General features: G+C 66.7%; 24 protein-coding genes, 1 tRNA gene and 1 pseudogene. 9 read left to right on the forward strand and 17 right to left on the reverse strand.

All coding sequences use genetic code 11. From position 1 onward, the window contains the following. Window positions 1-6: 6 nt before the first annotated feature. From xth to BZF61_RS06320, 3 genes are read right to left on the reverse strand one after another with little or no spacing between them, the layout of a single operon-like run. A complete protein-coding gene (xth, locus tag BZF61_RS06310; protein WP_086617825.1) occupies window positions 7-798 on the reverse strand; it encodes an exodeoxyribonuclease III in 792 nt (263 codons plus the stop codon). Between the two features lie 38 nt (window positions 799-836). Then, window positions 837-1,169, reverse strand: coding sequence for a HesB/IscA family protein (locus BZF61_RS06315; protein ID WP_086617826.1), 333 nt, complete (start codon window positions 1,167-1,169; stop codon window positions 837-839). 39 nt (window positions 1,170-1,208) lie between these two features. After that, window positions 1,209-1,640 (reverse strand): CBS domain-containing protein, encoded by a 432-nt coding sequence (locus tag BZF61_RS06320; protein ID WP_086617828.1) that lies wholly within the window; start codon window positions 1,638-1,640, stop codon window positions 1,209-1,211. A 137-nt stretch (window positions 1,641-1,777) separates the two neighbouring features. Here BZF61_RS06320 and BZF61_RS06325 point away from each other — a divergent pair, with 137 nt between their 5' ends. Then, window positions 1,778-2,089, forward strand: coding sequence for a hypothetical protein (locus tag BZF61_RS06325; RefSeq protein ID WP_086617829.1), 312 nt, complete (start codon window positions 1,778-1,780; stop codon window positions 2,087-2,089). Here the strand turns inward: BZF61_RS06325 and BZF61_RS06330 are convergent. From BZF61_RS06330 to BZF61_RS06350, 5 genes are read right to left on the reverse strand one after another with little or no spacing between them, the layout of a single operon-like run. Further along, window positions 2,086-2,499: a (2Fe-2S) ferredoxin domain-containing protein gene (locus BZF61_RS06330; RefSeq protein ID WP_086617831.1), complete on the reverse strand. Its 414-nt coding sequence runs from the start codon at window positions 2,497-2,499 to the stop codon at window positions 2,086-2,088. The two genes, BZF61_RS06325 and BZF61_RS06330, sit on opposite strands and share 4 nt — an antisense overlap. Further along, window positions 2,496-4,646 (reverse strand): S9 family peptidase, encoded by a 2,151-nt coding sequence (locus BZF61_RS06335; RefSeq protein ID WP_086617832.1) that lies wholly within the window; start codon window positions 4,644-4,646, stop codon window positions 2,496-2,498. Before BZF61_RS06335 ends, BZF61_RS06330 begins: the two co-directional genes overlap by 4 nt. A 56-nt stretch (window positions 4,647-4,702) precedes the next feature. Further along, window positions 4,703-5,221: a DUF2497 domain-containing protein gene (locus BZF61_RS06340; RefSeq protein ID WP_086617834.1), complete on the reverse strand. Its 519-nt coding sequence runs from the start codon at window positions 5,219-5,221 to the stop codon at window positions 4,703-4,705. A 42-nt stretch (window positions 5,222-5,263) separates the two neighbouring features. Then, the gene (locus BZF61_RS06345) at window positions 5,264-6,739 is read right to left on the reverse strand and encodes a TolC family outer membrane protein (protein ID WP_086617835.1); all 1,476 of its coding nucleotides are present in this window, start codon (window positions 6,737-6,739) and stop codon (window positions 5,264-5,266) included. Beyond that, the gene (locus tag BZF61_RS06350; protein ID WP_245804527.1) at window positions 6,736-7,344 is read right to left on the reverse strand and encodes a protein-L-isoaspartate O-methyltransferase family protein; all 609 of its coding nucleotides are present in this window, start codon (window positions 7,342-7,344) and stop codon (window positions 6,736-6,738) included. Before BZF61_RS06350 ends, BZF61_RS06345 begins: the two co-directional genes overlap by 4 nt. Window positions 7,345-7,573: 229 nt before the next feature. Here BZF61_RS06350 and fumC point away from each other — a divergent pair, with 229 nt between their 5' ends. The 3 genes and pseudogenes from fumC to BZF61_RS06365 all read left to right on the forward strand — a co-directional run. After that, on the forward strand, window positions 7,574-8,980 hold the full coding sequence (gene fumC, locus BZF61_RS06355) for a class II fumarate hydratase (protein WP_086618006.1): 1,407 nt from the start codon (window positions 7,574-7,576) through the stop codon (window positions 8,978-8,980). A gap of 139 nt (window positions 8,981-9,119) precedes the next feature. Next, window positions 9,120-10,382 carry a sensor histidine kinase gene (locus BZF61_RS06360; RefSeq protein ID WP_086617837.1) on the forward strand — a complete coding sequence of 421 codons (1,263 nt, stop codon included), beginning with the start codon at window positions 9,120-9,122 and terminating at the stop codon, window positions 10,380-10,382. After that, window positions 10,375-11,127 (forward strand): annotated as a pseudogene (locus BZF61_RS06365) (LytR/AlgR family response regulator transcription factor); the annotation flags it as partial. The gene BZF61_RS06360 and the pseudogene BZF61_RS06365, both read left to right, overlap by 8 nt. Window positions 11,128-11,257: 130 nt before the next feature. Here the strand turns inward: BZF61_RS06365 and BZF61_RS06370 are convergent. Continuing rightward, entirely contained in the window at window positions 11,258-11,566 is a 309-nt protein-coding gene (locus BZF61_RS06370; RefSeq protein ID WP_086618007.1) for a UrcA family protein, read from the reverse strand. A gap of 226 nt (window positions 11,567-11,792) precedes the next feature. On the opposite strand from BZF61_RS06370, the gene BZF61_RS06375 reads away from it, so the two are divergent. Continuing rightward, complete coding sequence (locus BZF61_RS06375) at window positions 11,793-12,065, forward strand: hypothetical protein (RefSeq protein ID WP_086617839.1); 273 nt, start codon at window positions 11,793-11,795, stop codon at window positions 12,063-12,065. Between the two features lie 10 nt (window positions 12,066-12,075). Beyond that, window positions 12,076-12,828, forward strand: a complete 753-nt coding sequence (locus tag BZF61_RS06380; protein ID WP_086617841.1) for a metallophosphoesterase family protein — start codon at window positions 12,076-12,078, stop codon at window positions 12,826-12,828. 265 nt (window positions 12,829-13,093) lie between these two features. Here the strand turns inward: BZF61_RS06380 and BZF61_RS06385 are convergent, their stop codons facing one another. Further along, complete coding sequence (locus tag BZF61_RS06385) at window positions 13,094-13,456, reverse strand: hypothetical protein (protein WP_143736945.1); 363 nt, start codon at window positions 13,454-13,456, stop codon at window positions 13,094-13,096. An 83-nt stretch (window positions 13,457-13,539) separates the two neighbouring features. On the opposite strand from BZF61_RS06385, the gene BZF61_RS06390 reads away from it, so the two are divergent. After that, window positions 13,540-13,917, forward strand: a complete 378-nt coding sequence (locus BZF61_RS06390; RefSeq protein ID WP_086617844.1) for a protein-tyrosine phosphatase family protein — start codon at window positions 13,540-13,542, stop codon at window positions 13,915-13,917. A 77-nt stretch (window positions 13,918-13,994) separates the two neighbouring features. Here BZF61_RS06390 and BZF61_RS06395 read toward each other — a convergent pair. From BZF61_RS06395 to BZF61_RS06410, 4 genes are all read right to left on the reverse strand, one after another. Then, window positions 13,995-14,070: transfer RNA gene (locus tag BZF61_RS06395), tRNA-Lys, on the reverse strand. 32 nt (window positions 14,071-14,102) lie between these two features. Continuing rightward, window positions 14,103-14,591, reverse strand: a complete 489-nt coding sequence (folK, locus tag BZF61_RS06400; protein ID WP_245804528.1) for a 2-amino-4-hydroxy-6-hydroxymethyldihydropteridine diphosphokinase — start codon at window positions 14,589-14,591, stop codon at window positions 14,103-14,105. A gap of 1 nt (window position 14,592) precedes the next feature. Then, entirely contained in the window at window positions 14,593-15,459 is an 867-nt protein-coding gene (aguB, locus tag BZF61_RS06405; RefSeq protein WP_086617847.1) for an N-carbamoylputrescine amidase, read from the reverse strand. A gap of 76 nt (window positions 15,460-15,535) precedes the next feature. Then, window positions 15,536-16,426: a class I SAM-dependent methyltransferase gene (locus BZF61_RS06410; protein ID WP_086617848.1), complete on the reverse strand. Its 891-nt coding sequence runs from the start codon at window positions 16,424-16,426 to the stop codon at window positions 15,536-15,538. A gap of 105 nt (window positions 16,427-16,531) precedes the next feature. Between BZF61_RS06410 and msrA the strand changes: the two genes are divergently transcribed. Next, window positions 16,532-17,077: a peptide-methionine (S)-S-oxide reductase MsrA gene (gene msrA, locus BZF61_RS06415; protein WP_086618009.1), complete on the forward strand. Its 546-nt coding sequence runs from the start codon at window positions 16,532-16,534 to the stop codon at window positions 17,075-17,077. Window positions 17,078-17,127: 50 nt separating this feature from the next. Here msrA and BZF61_RS06420 read toward each other — a convergent pair whose 3' ends face one another. Continuing rightward, entirely contained in the window at window positions 17,128-18,378 is a 1,251-nt protein-coding gene (locus BZF61_RS06420; RefSeq protein ID WP_086617850.1) for an RsmB/NOP family class I SAM-dependent RNA methyltransferase, read from the reverse strand. A 124-nt stretch (window positions 18,379-18,502) separates the two neighbouring features. Between BZF61_RS06420 and BZF61_RS06425 the strand changes: the two genes are divergently transcribed. Continuing rightward, a complete protein-coding gene (locus tag BZF61_RS06425; RefSeq protein WP_211276725.1) occupies window positions 18,503-18,661 on the forward strand; it encodes a DUF1674 domain-containing protein in 159 nt (52 codons plus the stop codon). 162 nt (window positions 18,662-18,823) lie between these two features. Here BZF61_RS06425 and BZF61_RS06430 read toward each other — a convergent pair whose 3' ends face one another. Together BZF61_RS06430 and hemH are read right to left on the reverse strand one after the other, a co-directional pair. Continuing rightward, window positions 18,824-20,251, reverse strand: a complete 1,428-nt coding sequence (locus tag BZF61_RS06430) for a cytochrome P450 (protein ID WP_086617853.1) — start codon at window positions 20,249-20,251, stop codon at window positions 18,824-18,826. 64 nt (window positions 20,252-20,315) lie between these two features. Continuing rightward, window positions 20,316-21,350: a ferrochelatase gene (gene hemH / locus BZF61_RS06435; protein WP_086617855.1), complete on the reverse strand. Its 1,035-nt coding sequence runs from the start codon at window positions 21,348-21,350 to the stop codon at window positions 20,316-20,318. Between the last annotated feature and the right edge of the window lie 71 nt (window positions 21,351-21,421).

Below are 21,421 nucleotides of genomic sequence, written 5' to 3' on the forward strand. Positions count from 1 at the left end.
GACGGTCTAGCGGAGCCGCACCCAGACAGGCGCGTGGTCGCTGGCCTTTTCGCGGCCGCGATAGGCCTTGTCGATGCCGCAGGCCTCGAGCCGGTCGGCGCATTCGGGCGAGAGCAGGATGTGGTCAATCCGGAAGCCGTGATCGCGCTGCCAGGCGCCGGCCTGATAGTCCCAATAGGTCCACACGCCCCCGCGCGGGTTGTGGGTGCGGACCGCATCGGTCCAGCCGTCTGCCAGCAGCCGGGCATAGGCCGCGCGGCTTTCGGGCTGCATCAGCGCATCATCGGCCATCGCCGTGACGGACCAGACATCGTCGTCATGCGGGATGACATTGAAATCGCCAAGCACCACCGCCGGCACTTCCTCCGCCCAGATCTGCGCCATGCGCGCGCGCAGCTTCGCCATCCACGCCAGCTTGTAGGTGAATTTCGGCCCCGGATGGGGGTTGCCGTTGGGGAGGTAGAGGCAGGCGATGCGGATGCCGCCGACATCCGCTTCAAGGTAGCGCGCCTGTTCCTCGTCGCCCTCGTTCGGGCCGGGGATGCCGAGCCCGCGCTGCACCTCGGTGAGGGTGTATCCCGCCTGCCGGTCGACAAGGATTGCCACCCCGTTGAAGCTCTTCTGCCCGTGCCAGAGCGCGGCATAACCAAGCGCCTCCAGATCACCCGCCGGGAAGCCTTCGTCCTGGGTCTTGATCTCCTGCAGGCAGGCGACCGCGGGGCGGGTTTCGGCGAGCCATTCGCTGAGGCGCGGCAGCCGCGCCTTGATGCCGTTGATGTTGAAGGTGGCGATTTTCATGCGCGCGCTTGTGCCCCAAAGCAGCGCGCAGGTCTAATCTAAATCCCGAAACTCGCCCCGCAGCCGCAGCCTGCGGCCGCCTGCGGGTTTTCGACCTTGAAGGCCGCGCCGCCCAGCGATTCGACGAAATCGACCGTGCTGCCCGCGATCAGATCGAGGCTGATCGGATCGACCACCAGCTTCACGCCGTCGGTTTCCGAGACGCAGTCATCCGGCTCGGGCGCATCGGCAAGGTCAAACTTGTACTGGAAGCCCGAACAGCCCCCGCCTTCCACTGCGAGGCGCAGGATCGCGGGGCGCGACTGCTTGGCCGCGATCAAGGCCACGCGCTTGGCGGCGGATGGGGTGAGGATCAGCGGGACGGCGGTCATGCGCGCAATCTAGGGTGCCGCGGCGCGCGGCTCAAGGCCCTATCCGGCCTGGATGTAGTTGCGCAGCGCCTCCGCCTCGTGCTGCACCTCGTCGATCTTGTATTTGACGAGATCGCCGATCGAGATGAAGGAGACCAGCGCCCCGTTCTCCACCACCGGAAAATGGCGGAAACGGCGGCGGGTCATCATGCCCAGAGCATCATCGATCGTGGTCGCGGGGCCGACCGTCACCGCGGGCGCCGTCATGATCTGCTCGACGGGCAGATCAAGGCACGCGGCGCCCTTTTCCGCAAGGTTGTAGATCACGTCGCGCTCGGACACGATCCCGACCACGTGCCCGTCGCGCAGCACAGGCAGCGCGCCGATGCGCTTGGTGGCCAGGATCGTGACCGCTTGCGAAACCGAGGTGGCCACGTCACAGGCGATGATGTCGGATTTGCCGCGGTTGGCGATGATTCTGGCGATGGTCATGGCCGACTCCCTCTCTCCTGCTGAAAGAAGGTGCCATGAAATGCGGCAAAAGGCGAATCCGCCGCTTGCACGCGGCGAACCCTCGCTTGCGGCTTTTGCGCGTTGCCAAGCGCCCTGGCCTGGGCCATGGCGGGGGCATGGCGCACAAGTCCCCGCTCGATGATCCCCGCAACGCGGCCCACGCTTGGGCGCGCTATCGCCAGATCATGAAGCTGCTTTTGCTGGTGACGGTGGTGACCGTGGCGATCGCCATGGGCCTGCTGTTTGCCCATAAGGGCATGATATCGGTGCATTTCTACATTGCCGTGGCGCTCGGCATCAGCCTCACCATGCTGCTCGGCGGGGGGCTGATGGGGTTGGTCTTCCTCAGCAATGGCACCGGCCATGACGAATCGGTCGACAACCACATGCCTTTGCCCGACGAATTGTGGCGTTCGCCCGAGGACTAGGCGGGCGGCGTGAGCCGGAAGTCCTCGACCGGCACCCCGCCGATCAGGTGTTCCTGGATGATCCGTTCCAGCACTGCCGGACTGCACGAGCGATACCACACCCCGTCGGGCCACACGACCGCGACCGGCCCCGCGGCGCAGATCTGCAGGCAATCGGCCTTGCTGCGCTGCACGCCCCCGCCCGCCCCGCGGTTGCTCTCGTCGCTCCGGCGCGGGCCGACGAGGCCCAGTTCCTTCAACCGTGACTTGAGGAAGGCCCAGCTTTCCTCGCCAGCCGCGCGCGAGCAGCACTTCTGCTTCTCCGAAAGCGCGCACAGCATGATATGCCGGGTGATCGCGGTCCCCTGCGCGGGATTGCCATAATGGCGGGCAAGGTTGCGCTGCGCACAGAGCAGATCGTCCTGGCTCATTGCGGCTTGTCCTGCTTGAGCCAGCGATCGAGCCATGCGAACACGGTGTTATGCCATTGCAGCGCGTTCTTCGCGCCCAGCACCCAGTGGTTTTCGTCGGGAAATACCAGCAATTGCGAGGGGATGCCGCGTTCCTTGAGCGCGGTGAAGCTTTGCAGGCCCTGCGTATAGGGCACGCGGTAATCGCGTTCGCCGGTCACCACCAGCATCGGGGTCTTCCACTTGTCGACGTGGTTGGCCGGGTTCCACTTCTCGTAGGTCTCGCGCGCCTCGCTGTAGCTGCCGCCGAAGTCCCAGCGCGGAAACCACAATTCTTCGGTGGCATAGTAGAAGCTGCGGGTGTCGAAGATGCCGTCGTGCTGCACGAGGCAGTCGAAGCGGTCGGGCCAGTTGCCGGCGATCCAGTTGACCATGTAGCCGCCATAGCTTGCCCCCATCGCGCAGGCGCGCTTGCGATCGATCTGCGGGTCGAGCGCGAGCGCCGCCTCGAGGCCCTTCTTCAGGTCTTCGAGCGGCCAGCCGCCCCAGTTCCGGTTGATCGCATCGGTGAAGGCCTGCCCGTATCCGGTGCTGCCGTGGAAATCGACCGAGATCACCGCATAGCCCTGGCTGGCGGTGACGCGCGGGTTCCAGCGATAGGACCAGCTGTCGTTGAAGCTCCCCTGCGGCCCGCCGTGGATGTAGAGGATTGCCGGGATCGGCCCGGTCTGGTCGGCAAGGCGGGTGATCTGGCCCCATACCCTGTCGCCATTGGCACCGGTGAAACTGAAGCGGCGGGTGACGATGTTCGCGAGCCTGCCCATGCGGGTGGTGGCGACATCGGTAAGCGGGCGCGCCTGCGCGCCGCCCTCCGACAGGAACAGCTCGGCGGGATGGCCAAGCGAATCGCGGGTGAACAGCAGCCGCCCGCCCGGCAAGCTGACGAGATTGGCGATATGCGCCTCGTTGCCGGCCATCAGATCGAGCCGTTCGACCGCGCCGCTGACCGGGTCGATCCGGAAGGCCGGGGTGTCGAGCACCGCCTGGGCGGTGGCGAACAGGCTCTTGCCGTCGGCGCTCCAGATAAGGCTGCTGAAGCTCAGATCGGTATCCGCGGTCAGGTTGCGCACCGCGCCGGTCGTGAGATCGAGCAGGCGGACCGACAGCCGATCGGCCTCGTAGGTCGGCCGGTCCATCGCCAGCCAGGCGAGATATCTGCCGTCCGGCGAGGGCGCGGGCGCAGTATCGGTGGCGGCGTTGTGCGCGGTCAGCAGGACGGGTGCCGAGCCGGTCAGGTCCGAGCGGTAGATATCGAGATTGGTCGAGCCCGGTTCTGCCCCGTCGGCCAGCCGCGCGACGAAATAGACCGCTTCGCCATCGGGCGCGAAGGCGATATCCTCGCCGCCGCCGAAGGGCATGGTCGGCGTGTCGGCCACCAGGCCGGTGGCCGGGTTGGTGCCGTCGAGCGGCACCCCTTCGCCCTGCGCCTGTCCGTTTTCCAGGGCAAAGACGAACACGCGGTTGGGCCGTCCCGGCGTCGCCCAGCGGTCCCAGTGGCGGTAGAACCCGCCCGCGCCGTCATAGAGCCGGCCGGTGCCGGGGCCGGGCAGGTGCGCCGCCGGCTGGCTTGCGCAGCCGAACGTCGGGCAATCGCGCGGCACCGTGGCCCAGAGCGCGATCCGCTTGCCATCGGGGGAGAGCTTGAAGCCGGCGATGTCGACATCGGGAAAGCCCGCCACCAGCGCGGGCGGGCCGGCCTTGCCGTCCTTGCCGAGCGCGATCCGCCACACCCGACCGCGCGGCGCGACCCCTTCGCCCTGCGGGTTTCCGCTGCTCAGCACATAAAGCGCACCATCCGGGCCGAAAGCGGGCGCGGAGGCCTCGATCCCCAAGCGCAGCGCCACCGGCTGCGCACCGGGCCGCATCAGATCGAGCAGGTAATGGGTCGTCTGCCGCGCCAGCGTTTCCGGATCGGTGGTGGTGACGCCATAGACGGCCAGCGTGCCTTCCGGGTTCACCGCCGGCGCGCCGAGCCGCGGCATCGTGACGAGATCCTGCGCGCTCATCGGCGGCATCGTCACGCCCGGAACGGGATCGCCGGGCTTGGCGGCAAGGGGAGCGGCGGAAAGGGCTGCGGCAAGCGCACCCAGAGCAATCAGGTTTCGCATGGGGCGCAGGATTAGCCTGCTGCGCGCGGCTGCGCCAGATGTTCGGGGCCGATGCCTTAAGGCTTCTTGCCAACGATCCGGGCGATTTCCGCCTGCACCAGCTTTTCGACCATCGCGGGCAGGTTGGCCTGGAGCCAATCCGCCAGCATCGGCCGCAGCAGTTCGCGGGTGAGACCTTCCAACGAGGTTTCGCCCGAGCGCACGATCTGCGGCTTCGCGCCGGGTTCGGCCAGCATCGCCAGCGCGGCGAGGTTTTCCTGCACCGCGCTGCGTATCCCATCGGCGATCAGCGGCGCCTCGTCCGGGGTGGCGCAGGCACTGGCGAGCGGCACCGCCGGGGCTTCGCTTTCGGGCGTGAACTCCATGTCGGCGAGATCGAGCACTTCCTCCTCCTCGCCCACCCGATGCTGGAGCGGCGCTGCGGCAGCGGGCGGCAAGCCCGCAGCGGCATTGCGCGCGTTGCCCAATTCGCGCCGCCGCCGCGCTTCGAGCGCCACGGCGCGGTTGTCGCGCGCGATCACCTTCTTGATCGATTCGAGGATTTCCTCGACCGACGCTTCGCCTTCATGCCCCATGTTCAGCCCTCGTTGCGCCCGCAAGCTGTCCCGAATCGGGATTTACTTCTCGTCCGGCAGCAGTTGCGGGCCGATTCTTGCGTCGGGGGCGGGAATGTCAACGGTGCGGGTTGATCTCGCCTGCGGGGCCGGGTCGCGATCCCAGTCGAAGATCCGGTCATGGACGCGCTCGTAATTGACCGCGGGATCGTAGAGCGGGCCGCCCGTGTCGAGGTTGAGATCGCGCGCTTCGGCGCGGCCCATCAGCGCCAGCAGATTGAACCCGGCGACATAGGCGTTGCGCCGTGCCGTCACCAACTGGACGCGCGCTTGCAGCAATTCCTGTTCGGCATTGAGCACGTCGAGGATCTGGCGGTTGCCGATCGAGTTTTCCGCCCGCACCCCTTCAAGGCTGAGCTCGGCCGCTTCGACCGCGGCCTGGGCGCTCTTGATCACCGCCTTGGCGGCCTGCCAGTTCGACCAGGTCGAGCGGGTTTCGGCGATGATCTGGCGTTCGGCGGCGATCACGTCCTCCAGCGCGGCGCTTTCGCGCGCGCCCGCCTGTCGCTGGCGCGCCGCCGGCCCCCCGCCCTGGAACAGCGGGATGGTGACCTGCACCCCGGCATTGGCGGTCTTTTCGCTCTGCGCGAACTGCGCTGCGACCGGGCCGCCGAGCGTGCCGAAGAAATCGCTGTATTGCCCGTTCACGAACACGCCCACCGTCGGCAGGCGGCCCGCCCCGGCGACCTTGGTATCGAAGCCGGCGGCCGCGGCGCGTTCCTTGGCGGCGATGAGGTTGGGGTTGTTCTCTAGCGCGGCGACGATCGCCTCGCCGACGGTTTCGGGCAGTCCGGGCAGCGGCGGCGGCGCCTCGAGCTCGCCCGGGGCCTTGCCGACCAGCCGGATATAGGTTTCGCGCGCGGCAATCAGGTTGGCCTGCGCGGCCTCCAGATCGCCCTCCGCCACCGCCAGGCGTGCGCGCGACTGGGCGACGTCGGTGATGGTCAGATCGCCGATCTGGAAGCGGTCGCTGGTGGCTTCGAGATTGGTCTTGAGCACCGCGACATTGTTGGCTGCCAGCGCCGCCAGCGCTTCGGTGCGCAGCACGTCCATATAGGCCGCGACGACCTGGCTGAAGATCGTGCTTTCGGTGTTGCGCAGATCGGCCTGGCCGGCTTCGACCCGGTTCTTCGCGGCCCGCACGCCGTTGCGCACCGCACCGCCGGAATAGACCGGAACCAAGAGCTGTGCCTGAACGCCGAGATTGCGCTCGGGCGCGGTGAAGGAGTTGGCGGACTGCCGGATAAATTCGATGTGGGTGGCGTTGATGTTCACCGCGGGCAGGCCCGAAGCGCGCTGGATCGCCACGCCTTCGTCGGTGGCGCGCTGGCTGGCGCGCGCGGCTTCGAGCGTGGGGTTGGTTTTGTATGCCTCGACCAGCGCCTCGCGCAGGTTATCGGCCCCGGCGGGGGCTGCCAGCGCGAAGGCCAGCAGGCTCGCCGAACCGGCCAGCCATGAGGGGGCAGGCCTGCGGTTCACGCGAAGGTCCAGCGCTTGGGCGCATCGAATGCGTGGAGCACCGGAATGCCCAGCTCCTCGACCGGATGAAGCGCCACCTTGCCGGCGACCTTGCGGCCGCGCGCAAGCCGCGTAACCTGGCGCAGCACCAGACCCGAAACGATCCGTCCGCCTTCGACCAGCCGGGCAGCGAGATTGTCCGGCAGGGTCTCGATCGCGCCATCGATCACGATCAGGGTGTATTCTTCCGCGCCGCTCGCCGTCGCGGCTTCGGCAGCGGGGATGCTCGTCAGGCTGGCGACCAGCGGGCGCAGCAGCTCGGCAAGGTAGCCGGTGCCGCCCTCGACCACCAGCACGCGGTCATCGCGGGCCGGCTGGGCTTCAAGCAGCAGCTTGCCATAGAACAGCGGCGCGGCGAGGTGGCCGCCGGAACCCTTGGCATCGCCAAGCGCAACCGCACGGTCGATATAGGCCAGGGCGGCCTTGTCCGCAGGGAGGAAGTCCTCGCGCGGGACGGCCAGCATCCGCGCCAGCACATAGTCCTCGTTGACACCGCTGGTGCGCAACTGGCTGTCGATCATCGCCCGGCGGGCCGTGCCGAAGTCGATCCTGGATTCACGGGTCATGGTAAGTTCGGTCATCTCTGCTCCGCAAGCTGTATTAGTTGAGCAATACAGCCCGTCAACCCCTCCTTAGACGCGCCCGCCGCGCCTTCCAAGGTCTTTGCGACGTTTCGCGTCCGCGGTCGCGGCTGCATCATTCGGGCTTTGACCTCGCTCGCCAGCGGTGCTTAGGGAAGCGCAAGAGCAAGCGGGATTCTAATCGACTTACGCAGGGATGGGTTCGATGAGTGACATGATGGGCAACGGGCAGGATGTGCGGATCGAAACCGATTCGCTCGGGGAAGTGGCGGTTCCGGCGCATGTCCACTGGGGTGCGCAGACGCAGCGTTCGATTGTCAATTTCCCGATCGGCGGCGAACGCATGCCGCCCGCGCTGGTGCGTGCGCTGGGCATCCAGAAGCTGGCGGCGGCCAAGGCCAACATGAAGCTCGGCGTGCTCGATCCCAAGCTCGGCGAGGCGATCGTGCAGGCCGCGCGCGAGGTGATCGACGGCACGCTGGCCGACCAGTTCCCGCTGGTGGTGTGGCAGACCGGTTCGGGCACCCAGTCGAACATGAACGCCAACGAGGTGATCGCCAGCCGGGCGAACGAGATTCTCACCGGCAAGAGGGGCGGCAAGAGCCCCGTCCACCCCAATGACCATTGCAACATGGGGCAGTCCTCCAACGATACCTTCCCCACCGCGATGCATATCGCCGTCGCGCACGAGGCGATCACCCATCTGATCCCTGCGCTCAGGAAGCTCCATGGCGCGCTCGCTGCCAAGGCGCAGGAGTTCGCCGGGATCGTCAAGATCGGCCGCACCCACCTGCAAGATGCCACCCCGATGACGCTGGGGCAGGAATTCTCGGGCTATGCCAAGCAAATCGAAAACGGCATCGCCCGCGTCGAGGCGACGCTGCCGCGCGTGCTCGAGCTGGCACAGGGCGGCACCGCCGTCGGCACCGGGATCAACGCCAAGGTCGGCTTCGATGTCGCCTTCGCCGCCGAAGTCGCGGCCGAGACCGGCCATGCCTTCGTCACCGCGCCCAACAAGTTCGAGGCGCTTGCCGCGCATGACGCGATGGTCGAGATTTCGGGCGCATTGAACGTGCTCGCCGTCAGCCTGATGAAGATTGCCAATGATATCCGCCTGCTCGGATCCGGCCCCCGCTCGGGCCTCGGCGAGTTGAGCCTGCCGGCCAATGAGCCGGGGTCCTCGATCATGCCGGGCAAGGTCAACCCCACCCAATGCGAGGCGATGACGATGGTCTGCGCGCAGGTGATGGGCAACAACACCACCGTCACCGTGGCCGGATCGCATGGCCATCTCGAGCTCAATGTGTTCAAGCCGGTGATCGTTTATAACGTGCTGCAGTCGATCAAGCTCATGGGCGATGCGGCCCATGCCTTCACCGACAATTGCGTGGTGGGGATCGAGGCGAACCAGGCCCGCATCACCCAATTGCTCAACGAAAGCCTGATGCTGGTGACCGCGCTCAACCCGCACATCGGATATGACAACGCCGCCAAGATCGCCAAGAAGGCCCACGCCGAAGGCACCACGCTCAAGGCGGCCGCGCTCGAGCTTGGCCTGCTGACCGAAGAGCAGTTCGCGGCATGGGTGGTGCCCACCGACATGATCAAGCCCCGGGATTGATGCTGCCGATGCCGGCGGCAGGTGGCCCGATCGCCGCTGGACAGCCGTCCATCATTCGACCAAGGCGCGAGTCTGGCCGACGACAAGCGCCCGCGCCGGTAGCCATCGCTCCGCCGGCGCGGTATCGCTTGCCGGCATAATGACCGCGCCGCATATCCCCGATCCCGCCCCCGCCCCGGCGGGCGTGACCGTGCCCTTCCGCACGGTGCTGTTCTCGATGGTGGTGCTGTGGGCGACCTATTTCATCCTCACCACGGTGCGCAGCCTGGTGATGGACTTCGAGTTGCAGTTCGAGCTTGGCTGGCGGCGCCTGGTGGTGACAGCGGTCGGGATCGCCTTCACGATGGTGCTGTGGCTGCTGTTGCGCCTGGTCGACAGCCGCCCGCTGTGGATCAAGATCTTCGCCGCGATCATGCTGGCCATGCCGATCGCGCTGGCGATCGGGCAGATCAATTACATCGTGTTCAAGGACATGGGGGTGGCGCAGGAGCAGGCCTATGCCCGCAAGTACAACCTGAACCTGCGCCGCGATGAAAGCGGCAACCTGCTGATCGATGTGCCGGCGCGCCCGGTCGGTCCGGCCGGCGAGCCCGCGCGGGCCGGTGACAAGACGGCGGGTTCGCAGAGCATCGTGATCGCGCCGGCGGAAACCCATGCCGACTTCTGGCGCAAGCTGCTCGACGTGGCGCTGGGGCGCTACTTTCTCTTGCTGGCCTGGGCATCGACCTATTTCGCCCTGCTCGCGGGCGTGCAGGCCCGCGCGGCGCAGCGCCGCGAGGAGCAGTTCCGTTCCGCCGCCAAGGCGGCCGAGCTGCGCTCCCTGCGCTATCAGGTGAACCCGCATTTCCTGTTCAACACGCTCAATTCGCTCTCGGCGCTGGTGATGACCGGCAAGGTCGAGCGGGCCGAGAAGATGATCCAGACGATCAGCCGCTTCTATCGCCACAGCCTCGCCAACGAGCCGACCGCTGACGTTGCCCTGCGCGACGAGTTCGATCTCCAGAGGCTCTATCTCGACATCGAGGCGGTGCGCTTTCCCAAGCGGCTGGTGTGCGTCTTCGATCTGCCCCGCGATCTCGAGGATGCGCGGGTGCCAGGGATGATCCTCCAGCCGCTGGTCGAGAATTCGGTCAAATACGCCATTTCCGCGGTTGCCCGTCCGGTCACCATCAGGCTGGCCGCGCGCGAGGAGTTCGATCGGCTGGTGATCACTGTCAGTGATGACGGCCCGGGCGTGCCGCAGGGGGCCAACCACGGCTTCGGCATCGGCCTGGCCAATGTCCGCGACCGGCTCGAGGCGCGCTTCGGCCCCGATATCGGCTTCACCTCGGCCCCCGTGCCGGGCGGCTACCGCACCGAGATCCGCATTCCCCTCACGCGAAACACGACCCGCCATGACTGACACCCGGACCGAAACCACCGCGCTTAGAACCCTGATTGTCGATGATGAACCGCTCGCGGTCGAACGCGTGCAGGTGATCTGCGCTGAGATCCCCAGCGTGCGCGTGGTCGGCACCGCGAGCGACGGCGCCGCCGCCCTGCGCCTGGCCGAAAAGCTCGAACCCGATCTGGTGCTGCTCGACATGACCATGCCCGAGCTGGACGGCCTCGGCGTGGCCCGCAAGCTGGCCGAGCAGGAACAGGCACCGGTGGTGATTTTCGTCACCGCGCATGATCATTTCGCGGTCGAGGCCTTCGACTGCGAGGCGGTCGATTACGTGCTCAAGCCTGTCGCCGCCGACCGGCTCGAACGGGCGATCGAGCGCGCGCTCGCCCGCCGCGGCCAGCGTCGCCAGAAAACCAGCCGCTATCTCGACGAGCTATGGGTGCCGCACCGCTCCGAACTGCTGCGGATCGCGGTGAGCGAGGTGCACCAGATCGACGCCGAGCGCGATTACGTGCGCCTGCATGTCGGCAGCGAGGATAGCCCGCGCTCCTATCTCCTGCTCCAGACCATCGCCGGGCTGGAGGCGCGGCTCGATCCCGAGGAATTCATCCGAATCCATCGCTCCACCATCCTGCGGCGCGACAATATCCGCGGCCTGCGGCACGACGGGCTCGGGGTGTGGTCGGTGGAACTGCAGAACGGCAAGGCCCTGCGCATTGGCCGCACCTATCTTGCCCGCGTCAAGGCGATGGCCGGACGGTTGGGGGGGGGGGCGGGAGGCCTGCGCCACCGAAGGCGGCTACAAAAAAAGGCCCGAACCCCAGGGACTGAAAGGGTTCGGGCCATAACGGCTGCACCGCGGAGTTGGTGCGCCTGGGACATTGCGCGGTTCAGCCGCCGCGCTGCCGGTCTCCGGTGATCACCGCGACCTGCTGGCGGGCATCGGCACGGGCCTTGGCAAGGCAGTCACGGCGTTCCTGGGTCAGCACGCGTGAGCCGGTGACCGGGCTGTCGGCGCGGCATACGGTGCGTGCGGCGCGCTCGATGCGGTTGTCGAGTGCCTTCTGGCCCGCCGCGGTGGCGAGATTGATGTCGCTGATCGGGACGCGCAGCGACATCTGCTCGACTGGCTGGGCAAAGGCAGGGGCGGCGGCGCAGACGAGGCCGAGCGCGGCGCCTGCAAGGGCAAGGGTCTTCATGGTCATCCTCCATCGGCAGGCGGCCTGTGATCGGGCGGGGTGCCGATCCGGGGTTGCCAGGCTGGCTGCCGAACCATGGAATAGGCCGATTCGGGCGGCGCTTCAGCCTAAGGTCGATCAACCCCGCTCTACCCTTCGACCGGCGGATCAGGCCCCGGACGGACAGCGCGAAGCGGGCGACAAATGGCGGTTTCCAATCGACCGGCGCAGCGCCATACTGACGAGGATGGGATGGTCGACGATCGTGATTTTTGTGCTGGGCGTCGGCAACTTCGCGCTCAACCGGGCGGTGTTCAAAAGCGGTCACCCGATGCTTGCGCGCTTGCCGCAAGCGAGTCGGCGGCTCGGCGATCGCGCCGCGCTGCTGACCGAATTCGTGGTGCTGTTCTTCGCGCTGCTGCTGTCGGTGAGAGGGTGGCCGAGTTTTGCCTGGGCCTATCTCGCCTACACCGCCTTCAACGCGCTCGCCGCATGGCTGATCGTTGGGCGCAGGATCTGAGGCGCAGCGCATGACCACCCGCCTGTTCCATATCAGCGACGTGCATTTCGGGGCGGAAGATCGCGCCGCGCTCGATGCCGTGGCCCGCGCCGTGGCGGACGAGCGGCCCGATGCGGTGGTTTGCACCGGTGATCTGACCCAGCGCGCCAAACATGCCGAATATGCCCGCGCGCAGGAATGGTTCGCCTCGCTCGGCGTGCCGGTGGTGCTGGAGCCGGGCAATCACGACATGCCCTATTACAACCCGTGGGAGCGTTTCACCGATCCCTTCCGGCGCTACAACCGGCTGCGCGCGGCGGTGCAGCGGCGTTTTGCCTCGGATGACGTGGTGCTGGTGCCGTTGCGCACGACGGTGCGTGCGCAGACCCGCTTTCCGTGGTCGGACGGGGTGATCCGTTCCGCCGCCCTTGCCGACACGCTGGCGCGGCTGGAGGCGTTGAAGGGCGATCCGCGCACCATCATCGTTACCGCGCACCATCCGCTGCTCGCCAAGGAGGATGACCGTGCGAATCCCACCATCGGCGGGGATGCAGCCTTTGCCGCGATCGCGGCGGCGGGTGCGCACGCGGTGATGTCGGGCCATGTCCATGTCCCCTTCGACGAAATCCGCGTGCGGGACGGGAGGGCGCTGCGGATGATCGGCGCGGGCACGCTTTCCACCCGATTGCGGCACGGCGCGCCAGCCTCGTGGCGGGTGATCACCTGCGAGCCCGGCGGGGTGGTCTCCAGCGAGCTGCGGCTGGTTTGCGCTCGCGCGCCCTGACATCGTCAGGCCGACGAGTGACATGACGCACCATGGTCCAGGCCGCGCCCAGCACCGCGCAGGCCCGAGGCTGGCTCACCCCGAAAACCTCCCGGCGATGAGCCACCGCTTGCCGCATGGCACGGAGCGCCAGCATTTTCTTGCTCGGGTCAGCCGCGCGTTCACCTGTTCCGCTTCACTCGTCCGTCTCCTCATCGGCACCGGACCCTGCTTATCGCCGGAGGAAATCTGACGGCTCAGACCAGCGCGGGGTCGAGCCGACGTTTCAACCACCGCATTCAAGAACGACAAGCAGCACGCCCGAGAAATCGACGAAAAGCAGCATCGCTCGATATTGCCGGTACTTGGCGGCCGCCTTCTCCAGCGCACCTTCTATGAACTCGCTCCCGCGGTCAGGCTCGACCTCGAGGAAGGCGGCCTCATGGACGATCTCCAAGCCGTTCTCCGCAGCGTAGCGATGGATCAAGGCCCTTTGGCACCGGATGGTGCGGCTGGCCTGAGCGGCGCGCTCGATATCTTCCGGCAGCTTGGCAAAGCCTGCCCATGGCACTGGGAGGGTCCAGTAAAATCCGACTGCCTTGCGCTTCAAATCGCTTGATCTCCTGCGAGCCTGGAAAATCCCGAGCACCCCGCACCCGGCCCATCTCCAATGATAGTCGTCCTTACCACAAAAGGCCCGCCGAGAGCGGTTTTTGCGATGGAGGAAAGCACATGAGAACCAGCCGCACCCACCCCCTGCAGATCGCCGCTATTCAGCCCCAGCAGGGCTTCGGCAAGATCGGTATCACCTTCTGCCCCGGTAAGAAGCAACCCGGGGCCATGACAGGCGGCAGGGACCGCGATCTCGGCATTGATCTCGATGCAGTGCAAGCCTTCGGTGCGGCAGCCGTCCTTACCCTGATCGAGGAGCACGAGATGCGTGCTCTGGGCGTGGAGGGCCTCGGCACGCAGGTGGCGGCGCGGCACATGGACTGGCTGCATCTGCCGATCCGTGATGTGCCGCGTCATGAACCAAAGTACGAGCGGCTAATCCACCACTCCAAGGCACCCAAACCGAAAAGCCCTAACGACCATGGACGCCATTCATAATTGGATGGCGACGGGCACCCCATCGAGACCCGGCGACGCAGCCGCGCCGGGATTATCAAATCAAGCCATTGCGAAAATGGTGAGCCCGACAGGATTCGAACCTGTGACCCGCTGATTAAAAGTCAGCTGCTCTACCTACTGAGCTACGGGCCCACATCTGTGCCGCGCGGTGGCGGCAGGCGCGCTCACCTAGGCAGGGGGCGGCGGCGGGTCAAGCGGGCATGGGCCTGAGCGAGACGCAATCCGCTGGCCGGATCGCGCCAGTCCGGGGCAATCGTGCAGGCTGGCGTGAGCACGAAAGTGCGGTGGCGGTAGTCGGGGTGGGGGATCGTGAGGCCTGCACTCGCCCAGCGCCCGCCGCTCCACAAGATGATGTCGCAATCGAGCACCCGATCACCCCAGCGCCGCCCGCGCCGCCGTCCGAACGCGCGCTCGCTGCGCTTGAGCGCGGCCAGCAGCGCCGGCGGGGCAAGCTCGCTTTCCAGCACCAGCGCGGCGTTGGCGAAGCGGCGCTGCGCCGCGCCCATCGCCGGCGTGACGAGCACCGGCGAGCGGGCAAGAACGGTGCCCAATGCGGCCAGCTCCTCCATCGCCGCGCGCACCACGCCCGCGGGCGCTCCAAACCGGTGGTGCCGCCGGTTGCTCCCCAGCGCGACGAGATAGAGGTTGCGCACCTCAGATGTCTTGCGCAATCCGCCCATAGAGCTGCGGGCGGCGATCGCGGAAGAAGCCCATCCCGGCGCGGTGGGTGGCGGCGCGGGCAAGATCGAGCCGCGCGGTCAGCACGCCGGATTCGCCCGCGCCATATTCGGCAAGGACATCGCCCCACTCGTCTGCGATGAAGGAGTGGCCGTAGAAGCGCTGTCCGCCTTCGGTGCCGATCCGGTTGGCGGCGAGCACTGGCATGCAATTCGACACGCTATGTCCGATCATCGCGCGCCGCCACATGCGGCTGGTGTCGAGATCGGGGTCATATGGCTCGGAGCCGATCGCGGTGGGATACATCAGCACTTCGGCCCCCATCAGCGCCATCGCGCGCGCGCATTCGGGATACCACTGATCCCAGCAGATGCCGACGCCGACCCTTACCACGGCACCGTCCTCGCCCGGCACATCCCACACCTTGAAGCCGGTGTTGCCGGGGCGGAAATAGTATTTTTCCTCATAGCCCGGCCCATCGGGTATATGGCTCTTGCGATAGGTGCCCATGATGCCGCCATCGGGGCCGATCATCGCAAGGGTGTTGTAATAGTGGTGCCCGTCACGCTCGAAAAAGCTGGTGGGGATCGTCACTTTCAGCTTCGCGGCCAGCGCCTGCATGGCGGTGACGCTGGGGTGCTCGGGCGTCGGGCGGGCGAGGGCGAACAGCGTTTCGTCCTCTTCGCGGCAGAAATAGGGTCCGGAGAACAGCTCGGGCGGAAGGATCAGCTGCGCACCCTTGGCCGCAGCCTCCTCCACCAGCGCCGACACGGCGGCGATATTTGCGGCTTCGTCATCCGAGCCGAGGGCCAGCTGCAGGGCGGCGACGGTGATTGCGGTCATGCCGCCGCCCCTTATAGCGATTTCGAGTTCGGTGGAACACCGAAAGGCCTGGAAATCGCGGCCGACAAAGGGGCGATTACTTCGCCTTCTTGAAGAGCAGCGTCATGCGGTCGCTTTCGCCCAGGCCCTTGAGGTCTTCGCGCTTGGTGGCGAGCACCGGGGGCATTTCCCACACCCCCTCCTTGTGATCGGCGCTGTCCTTGGGATTGGCGTTGACCTCGCTCTTGGCAACGAGTTCGAAGCCGTTGACCCGCATGAAATCGATCACGTCCTGCTCGCGCAGATAGCCCTTGGTGCCGTTGGCATAGGACCACGGCGCGTCCGGCTTGGCGCGGTGCTGGACGATGCCGAGCAGCCCGTCATCCTTGAGCAGCTCGCGCATCGCCTTGATTTCGCTGTCGGCCATGTTCCAGCGCATCAGGTTGTGCATCATGCGAATCACCAGAATGCGATCAAATGTGCCCTTCTGCTCGGCCGGGACAGCGTCCATCGTCATCGCGGCGAAGCGTTCGACGGGCAGCCCCGTGAAGGAGGCGACATCCTGCGGAAACTTGGCCGCGGCATCGCGCACGCCCTGCTGACGTGCCGGATCGCTGGAAACCAGCAGCGGATTGAAGAACAGGCCAACCAACTGCCCCTCGCCGCCCAGATAATGGCCCAGCAGGCGCGAATACCATTCGCCGCCCGGGGCATATTCGCCGACCTTCATCTCCGGGCCGACATGGAAGAAGGCGAGCGTTTCGGCCGGATGACGGTAGGCATCGCGCGCCTTGTCCTGGGCGCGGGTGGGGTGATTGATCGCCGCCGAAAGCTGCTCGCCGTGCATCTTGAGGAAATGCGCGGTGTCCTTGATGTGCGCCTCATCGACCTCACCGCCGGCCATGGCGTGGCCTTGGTGCTGGGCCATCAGCGGCGCGGCAAGGGAAAGGCCGCTCGCGGCGGTGAGGGCAAGGATCAGCTTTTTCATGGGTCAGTTCTCCCGGGAGATGGAAATTTTGGCACGGTTCCCGTGGCAAGGCGCACACGGCTAGCCTATTTGTGCCAGAAACCGATGGAGAATTCGATGAGCAACATGGACACGGCGATCATGGCGGGGGGATGCTTCTGGTGCACCGAAGCGGTGTTCCGCGACGTGGTGGGCGTGACAGGCGTGGAAAGCGGCTATATCGGCGGCACCACGCCGAACCCGACCTACAAGGAAGTGTGCACCGGCCATACCGGCCATGCCGAAGCGATCCGCGTGACCTTCGATCCGGACATGATCAGCCTCGCCGAAATCTACGACGTCTTCCTCGGCACGCATGATCCGACGCAACTCAACCGGCAGGGCAACGACATCGGCACGCAGTATCGCTCGGCGATCTTCCCGCTGTCCGAGCAACAGCGCGCCGAGGCCGAGGCCGCGATCCGGCGCTGGAATGCCGCGCACGGCCGGCAAGCCGTGACCACCATCGAAGGCCTGTCGGGCGGCGTCCAGACAGCGCAGTGGTATCCGGCCGAGGACTACCATCAGGATTACTGGATCGGCGAAGGCCAGCGCAATCCCTACTGCCTGGCGGTGATTCCGCCCAAGCTGATGAAGCTGCGCAAGAGCTTCCAGAAATATGTGAAGGACTGACGCCCCGCCCCGCTCCGCCCGGCCCGCAGGCCGGGCCGACGGACCGGAATCTACCCTTTGCTCCACCGCGCCACGAAGAACCCGTCGAGCCCGCCGTGCTCGGCCAGCATCCCGGGATGGGTGCGCAGCCAGCCCTCTGCGGTCGGCGCGAGGCCGGCGGGAAGTTCCTCCGCTGAGATCGGCGATGGAATGAGGCCCAGTTCGGCGTCGATCCACGCCGCTTGCTCCTCGCCCTCTTCGGATTCGAGCGAGCATACGGCGTAAACCAGCACCCCGCCGGGATTGAGCCAATCCGCTGCCCTCGCCGCAAGGGCGCGTTGCAATTGCGCCATCTCGGCGATCTGGGCCTTGCCGATGCGGTGGAGCACATCGGGGTGGCGGCGACAGGTGCCGGTGGCGGTGCAGGGCGCATCGATCAGGATCGCGTCGAAGCGGTGCCTCGGCTGCCATGCGAGCGCATCGGCGCGCACCGGCGAGGCCGCAAGCCCGGTGCGCCTGAGATTGTCCTTGAGCAGGGCTAGCCGGCGCTTGGACAGGTCGAGCGCGGTCACCTTCCATCCCGCCGCTGCCAGCTGCATCGTCTTGCCGCCTGGCGCCGCGCACAGATCGAGCGCGGAACGTCCCTCGCCCGCCCCCAGCAGCCGGGCGGGAAGCGATGCGGCCAAGTCCTGCACCCACCAATCGCCTGTCTTGAAGCCGTCGAGCTTCTCCACCGCGGCACCGCGCGGCAAGCGGACGTGGCCGGGCGCAAGGCTGATCCCACCCATCGCCACGGCGCGGGCGGCGGTCTGGGCGGGGTGTTTCAGGGCGAGGTCAAGCTCGGGCGGCAAGGCAAGTCCCGGTGCGATCGCGGCAGCCTTGTCCGCGCCCCAGCGCGCGGTGACCTGCTCGGGCAGGGTCGGCGCTGCGGGCAGGGCCGCGCCCTGCTGCACCAGCGCCGAGAACACCCCGTGCGCCAGCCGCCGCGGCCCGCCCGCCAGCAGCGCAAGGCCGGTGGCAATCACCGCGTGGGGCGGGGTGTCGAGCCGCAAGGCCTGCGCCAGCATCAGCCGCAGCACCATGCGCGCCTTGGCATCGCCGGGCAGGCGCTGCCTGGTGGCGCTGTCGATCAGGGCATCGAGGTCGGTCAGCCAGCGCAAGGTCTCGCTCGCAATCGCCTTGGCGAGCGCGCGGTCGGGGGCCTTGCGGATGTCGGCCAGCGCCGCCGCTTGCGCCTGTTCGAGCGTCTCGCCGCGGCGGCACACGGCATCGAGCAGGCGCAGCGCGGCACGGCGCACGGGAAGTCCGGGGGGCAGGGCCATGCACGGCCCCTAAAGCATCGCGCGAAGAAGTGGGAACCGGTTTTTGGCGCCTCGGCGACGCCGGCCACAAACACGCCGCCTGACCTTGCTTGAAACAAAGCGCCAGCATGGGCATTTGGCGGGCATGACCAAGCAAAAGTCCGAAGCCGCCAAGACCTTCAAGAAGCCCGCGCACTGGACCAACGAACCGCCGCCTGCTCCCAAGGCGGTCGAGTCCACCGAAAAGCTTTCCCCCACCCGCTACGGCGATTGGGAGAAGAACGGCATCGCCTGGGATTTCTGATCTTTTCTCTTTTCGCGGGCAAGCGCCGGGCAGTCGTGCTCGCAATGCCTTCAGCCTCGAACCGGGCAGCCATGCGCGGGGGCACCCGCCCGCCGCGCCGTCATCTCAGCGGCACGTCAATCGTCCGATCATCGAAGGGCGCGCGATGTTTCACGTGAAACATCACAGCGGCCGGAACTCCACCTTCAGCCCGTCCTTGGGCTGTGGGATCGGCCAGTCCTGCCATGCGGGGTTGTAGCCGGCCGCGACCGTGATGTGGTAGCGCTGGAGCAGCTGGGCCATGAGGATCTTCACCTGCATATAGGCAAAATGCAGGCCGAGGCACATGTGCGCGCCCCCGCCGAACGGCACCCAGGCATATTTGTGCCGTGCCTTCACCAGCTCCGGCGTGAAGCGCATGGGATCGAAGGTGAAGGGATTGTCCCAGTATTCCTCCGAATGGTGCGTCCAGTAGATGTTGATCCCCACCATCGCGCCCGCGGGAATGCGATAGCCGCCATATTCGAATTCGCGCAGCGCGCGGCGCGGCATCGAAGGCACCGGGGGGATCATCCGGAGCGATTCCTTGAACGCCATTTCGGTCAATTCGAGCTTGGCCAGATCGTCATAGTCGAGCGGGCGCGGGTTGCCGTCGCCATCCGGCCCGCCGGTGACCGCGAAAATCTCCTCGCGCAGTTTCTCCTGCCATGCCGGGTTCGAGGCGAGGTGGAAGACCAGCGATGTCGCCGAAGAGGTGATGGTGTCATGCGCCGCCATCATCAGGAAGTTCATGTGATCGACCACCTCGTCCACGGGGAGCAGGCTGCCGTCCTCGCGGGTGGCGGTGGCGAACTGGCTGAACATGTCCTGCCCACCGCCCTCGGCGCGGCGGCGAAGGGTTTCGCGGGTAAAATAGTCCACCAGATAGGCCCGCCCATCGACGCCCTTCTTCATCTTGGTGAAGGGCAGCGGCCGGCGCACCGGCGCAACCGAGGCCTGCACCATGTCGACGAAGGCCTGGTTGATCCTGTCGGCTTGCGGCCCCCACGGCAGGCCGATGAAGCTCTCTGCCGCCAGATCGAGCGTGAGCTTCTTGATCGCCGGGTAGAACCGCTTCGGCCCAGCCCAGGTGGCGACCTCGCGCGCGATCCCGCGATTGAGCGCGCCCGCATAGTGGCGCATCGGTTCGGGCTTGAAGGCAATCGAGAGCGCGCGCCGGTCGATCCGGTGACGCTCGAAATCCATCAGCATCAGCCCGCGCGGGAAGAGCTGGTCGAGCACCGGGCCCCAGCCTTGCTCCGACGAGAAGATCTTGTCTTTGTTGAACAGCAGCAGTTCGTTCGCCTCGGCCCCGATGAGGGCGACCTGCCAGCCGCCAAAGGCGCGGTTCTTGTAGACCTTGCCGTGAGTCTTGATCATCCGCTCGGCAAAGGCGTGCGGATCGGCCAGCATGGTGAAGGTGTTGCCGACCAGCGGCCAGCCGGCATCGCCCGGGATGTGGGCCAGATCAGCCGCGCTCAGGCGCCTTTCGCTCCAGTGACGCGGCGCATCCGCAGGGGCGCCGCCCCCGATGGTTTCGTTGTCCTGCGGGGCTGCGGCAAGGGTGGCCATGGCGTTTCGATGCTCCGTGATGAGTTCGGATTCGCAACTTACATTAATGTGCGTTTCTAAAGCGTCAAATCCAACCCGACAATTCGCGTTGCAGCAGGGCCTCGATCATCGCGAGCCCGTGCTCCGAGGTGTTGAGGCAGTCGAGCACGGCATAGTCCTCGCCCCCCGCCTCGACGAATTCCTCGCGTCCCTCGATCGCCAGTTCCTCCAGTGTCTCGACGCAGTCGGCGGCAAAGCCGGGCGCAGCGACCACCAGCCGCCTGGTGCCCTTGCCGCCTTCGGCAATCAGGGTCGCATCGGTGGAAGGTTCGAGCCAGGCCGAAGGCCCGAAGCGCGACTGGAAGGTGGTCTCGAACCGCACTCCGGCAAATTCGCTCCGCTGCGCCAGCGCCTCGCGCAGGAGGCGGGCGGTCTTCATGCAGTGACAATAATAGGGATCGCCCTTCTGCAGCGTCTGTTGCGGCATCCCGTGAAAGCTCATCAGCATCACTTCCGGCGTGAAGGCGAGCGCGCGCACCTGCCGCGTCAGATCCTCGGCCAGGGCGGCAATATAGCCGGGATGATCGTGATAGGGCGGCACGAAGCGCAGCGCCGGCTGCCAGCGCATCCCGGCGAGCACGCGCGCGACCTCGTCGAACACGGTTGCGGTGGTGGCGGCGCAGTATTGCGGATACATCGGCGCGATCAGGATGCGGTCGCAGCCCTGATCCATCAGCGCGGTGAGGCGGCTTTCGATCGAGGGATTGCCGTAGCGCATGGCGTAATCGACCACGACATGTTCGCCGAAGCGCCCTGCCATGGCCGCGGCTTGGCGCGCGGTGATATCGGCCAGCGGCGAGCCGCGCTCGGTCCAGATCTTGGCATAGGCCTTGGCGCTTTTCTGCGGACGGGTGTTGAGGATGATGCCGCGCAGGATCACCTGCCACACGATCGGCGGGATCTCGACCACCCGCGTATCGGACAGGAACTGCTTGAGATAGCGGCGGACCGATTCCGGATCGGGCCCGTCGGGCGTGCCGAGGTTGATCAGCAAGACGCCGATCATGCCGCTTGATACGGGAGGGTGATCGCCCGGAAGGCGCTGGGTCTGCCAGGTCATTGCCGCCCCAACGATCGGCAGGCGATAGGTTTCCGGCGCGCAGGCCTGGCCCGGACCGGGAGGTGATGTTC

The organism is Erythrobacter tepidarius (assembly GCF_002155695.1).
In the GTDB taxonomy this organism is placed as follows: Bacteria; Pseudomonadota; Alphaproteobacteria; order Sphingomonadales; family Sphingomonadaceae; genus Erythrobacter; species Erythrobacter tepidarius.

Coding starts and splice junctions, on each gene's coding strand:
- hemH (WP_086617855.1), bottom strand. CDS start 21,350: ATGACCTGGCAGACCCAGCGCCTTCCGGGCGATCACCCTCCCGTATCA.
- BZF61_RS06330 (WP_086617831.1), bottom strand. CDS start 2,499: ATGAGCCAGGACGATCTGCTCTGTGCGCAGCGCAACCTTGCCCGCCAT.
- aguB (WP_086617847.1), bottom strand. CDS start 15,459: ATGACCGCAATCACCGTCGCCGCCCTGCAGCTGGCCCTCGGCTCGGAT.
- msrA (WP_086618009.1), top strand. CDS start 16,532: ATGGACACGGCGATCATGGCGGGGGGATGCTTCTGGTGCACCGAAGCG.
- BZF61_RS06410 (WP_086617848.1), bottom strand. CDS start 16,426: ATGAAAAAGCTGATCCTTGCCCTCACCGCCGCGAGCGGCCTTTCCCTT.
- BZF61_RS06350 (WP_245804527.1), bottom strand. CDS start 7,344: ATGACCCGTGAATCCAGGATCGACTTCGGCACGGCCCGCCGGGCGATG.
- BZF61_RS06425 (WP_211276725.1), top strand. CDS start 18,503: ATGACCAAGCAAAAGTCCGAAGCCGCCAAGACCTTCAAGAAGCCCGCG.
- BZF61_RS06390 (WP_086617844.1), top strand. CDS start 13,540: ATGAGAACCAGCCGCACCCACCCCCTGCAGATCGCCGCTATTCAGCCC.
- BZF61_RS06340 (WP_086617834.1), bottom strand. CDS start 5,221: ATGGGGCATGAAGGCGAAGCGTCGGTCGAGGAAATCCTCGAATCGATC.
- BZF61_RS06360 (WP_086617837.1), top strand. CDS start 9,120: ATGACCGCGCCGCATATCCCCGATCCCGCCCCCGCCCCGGCGGGCGTG.
- BZF61_RS06315 (WP_086617826.1), bottom strand. CDS start 1,169: ATGACCGCCGTCCCGCTGATCCTCACCCCATCCGCCGCCAAGCGCGTG.
- xth (WP_086617825.1), bottom strand. CDS start 798: ATGAAAATCGCCACCTTCAACATCAACGGCATCAAGGCGCGGCTGCCG.
- BZF61_RS06430 (WP_086617853.1), bottom strand. CDS start 20,251: ATGGCCACCCTTGCCGCAGCCCCGCAGGACAACGAAACCATCGGGGGC.
- fumC (WP_086618006.1), top strand. CDS start 7,574: ATGATGGGCAACGGGCAGGATGTGCGGATCGAAACCGATTCGCTCGGG.
- BZF61_RS06325 (WP_086617829.1), top strand. CDS start 1,778: ATGGCGCACAAGTCCCCGCTCGATGATCCCCGCAACGCGGCCCACGCT.
- BZF61_RS06370 (WP_086618007.1), bottom strand. CDS start 11,566: ATGAAGACCCTTGCCCTTGCAGGCGCCGCGCTCGGCCTCGTCTGCGCC.
- BZF61_RS06380 (WP_086617841.1), top strand. CDS start 12,076: ATGACCACCCGCCTGTTCCATATCAGCGACGTGCATTTCGGGGCGGAA.
- BZF61_RS06335 (WP_086617832.1), bottom strand. CDS start 4,646: ATGCGAAACCTGATTGCTCTGGGTGCGCTTGCCGCAGCCCTTTCCGCC.
- BZF61_RS06420 (WP_086617850.1), bottom strand. CDS start 18,378: ATGGCCCTGCCCCCCGGACTTCCCGTGCGCCGTGCCGCGCTGCGCCTG.
- BZF61_RS06320 (WP_086617828.1), bottom strand. CDS start 1,640: ATGACCATCGCCAGAATCATCGCCAACCGCGGCAAATCCGACATCATC.
- BZF61_RS06375 (WP_086617839.1), top strand. CDS start 11,793: ATGGGATGGTCGACGATCGTGATTTTTGTGCTGGGCGTCGGCAACTTC.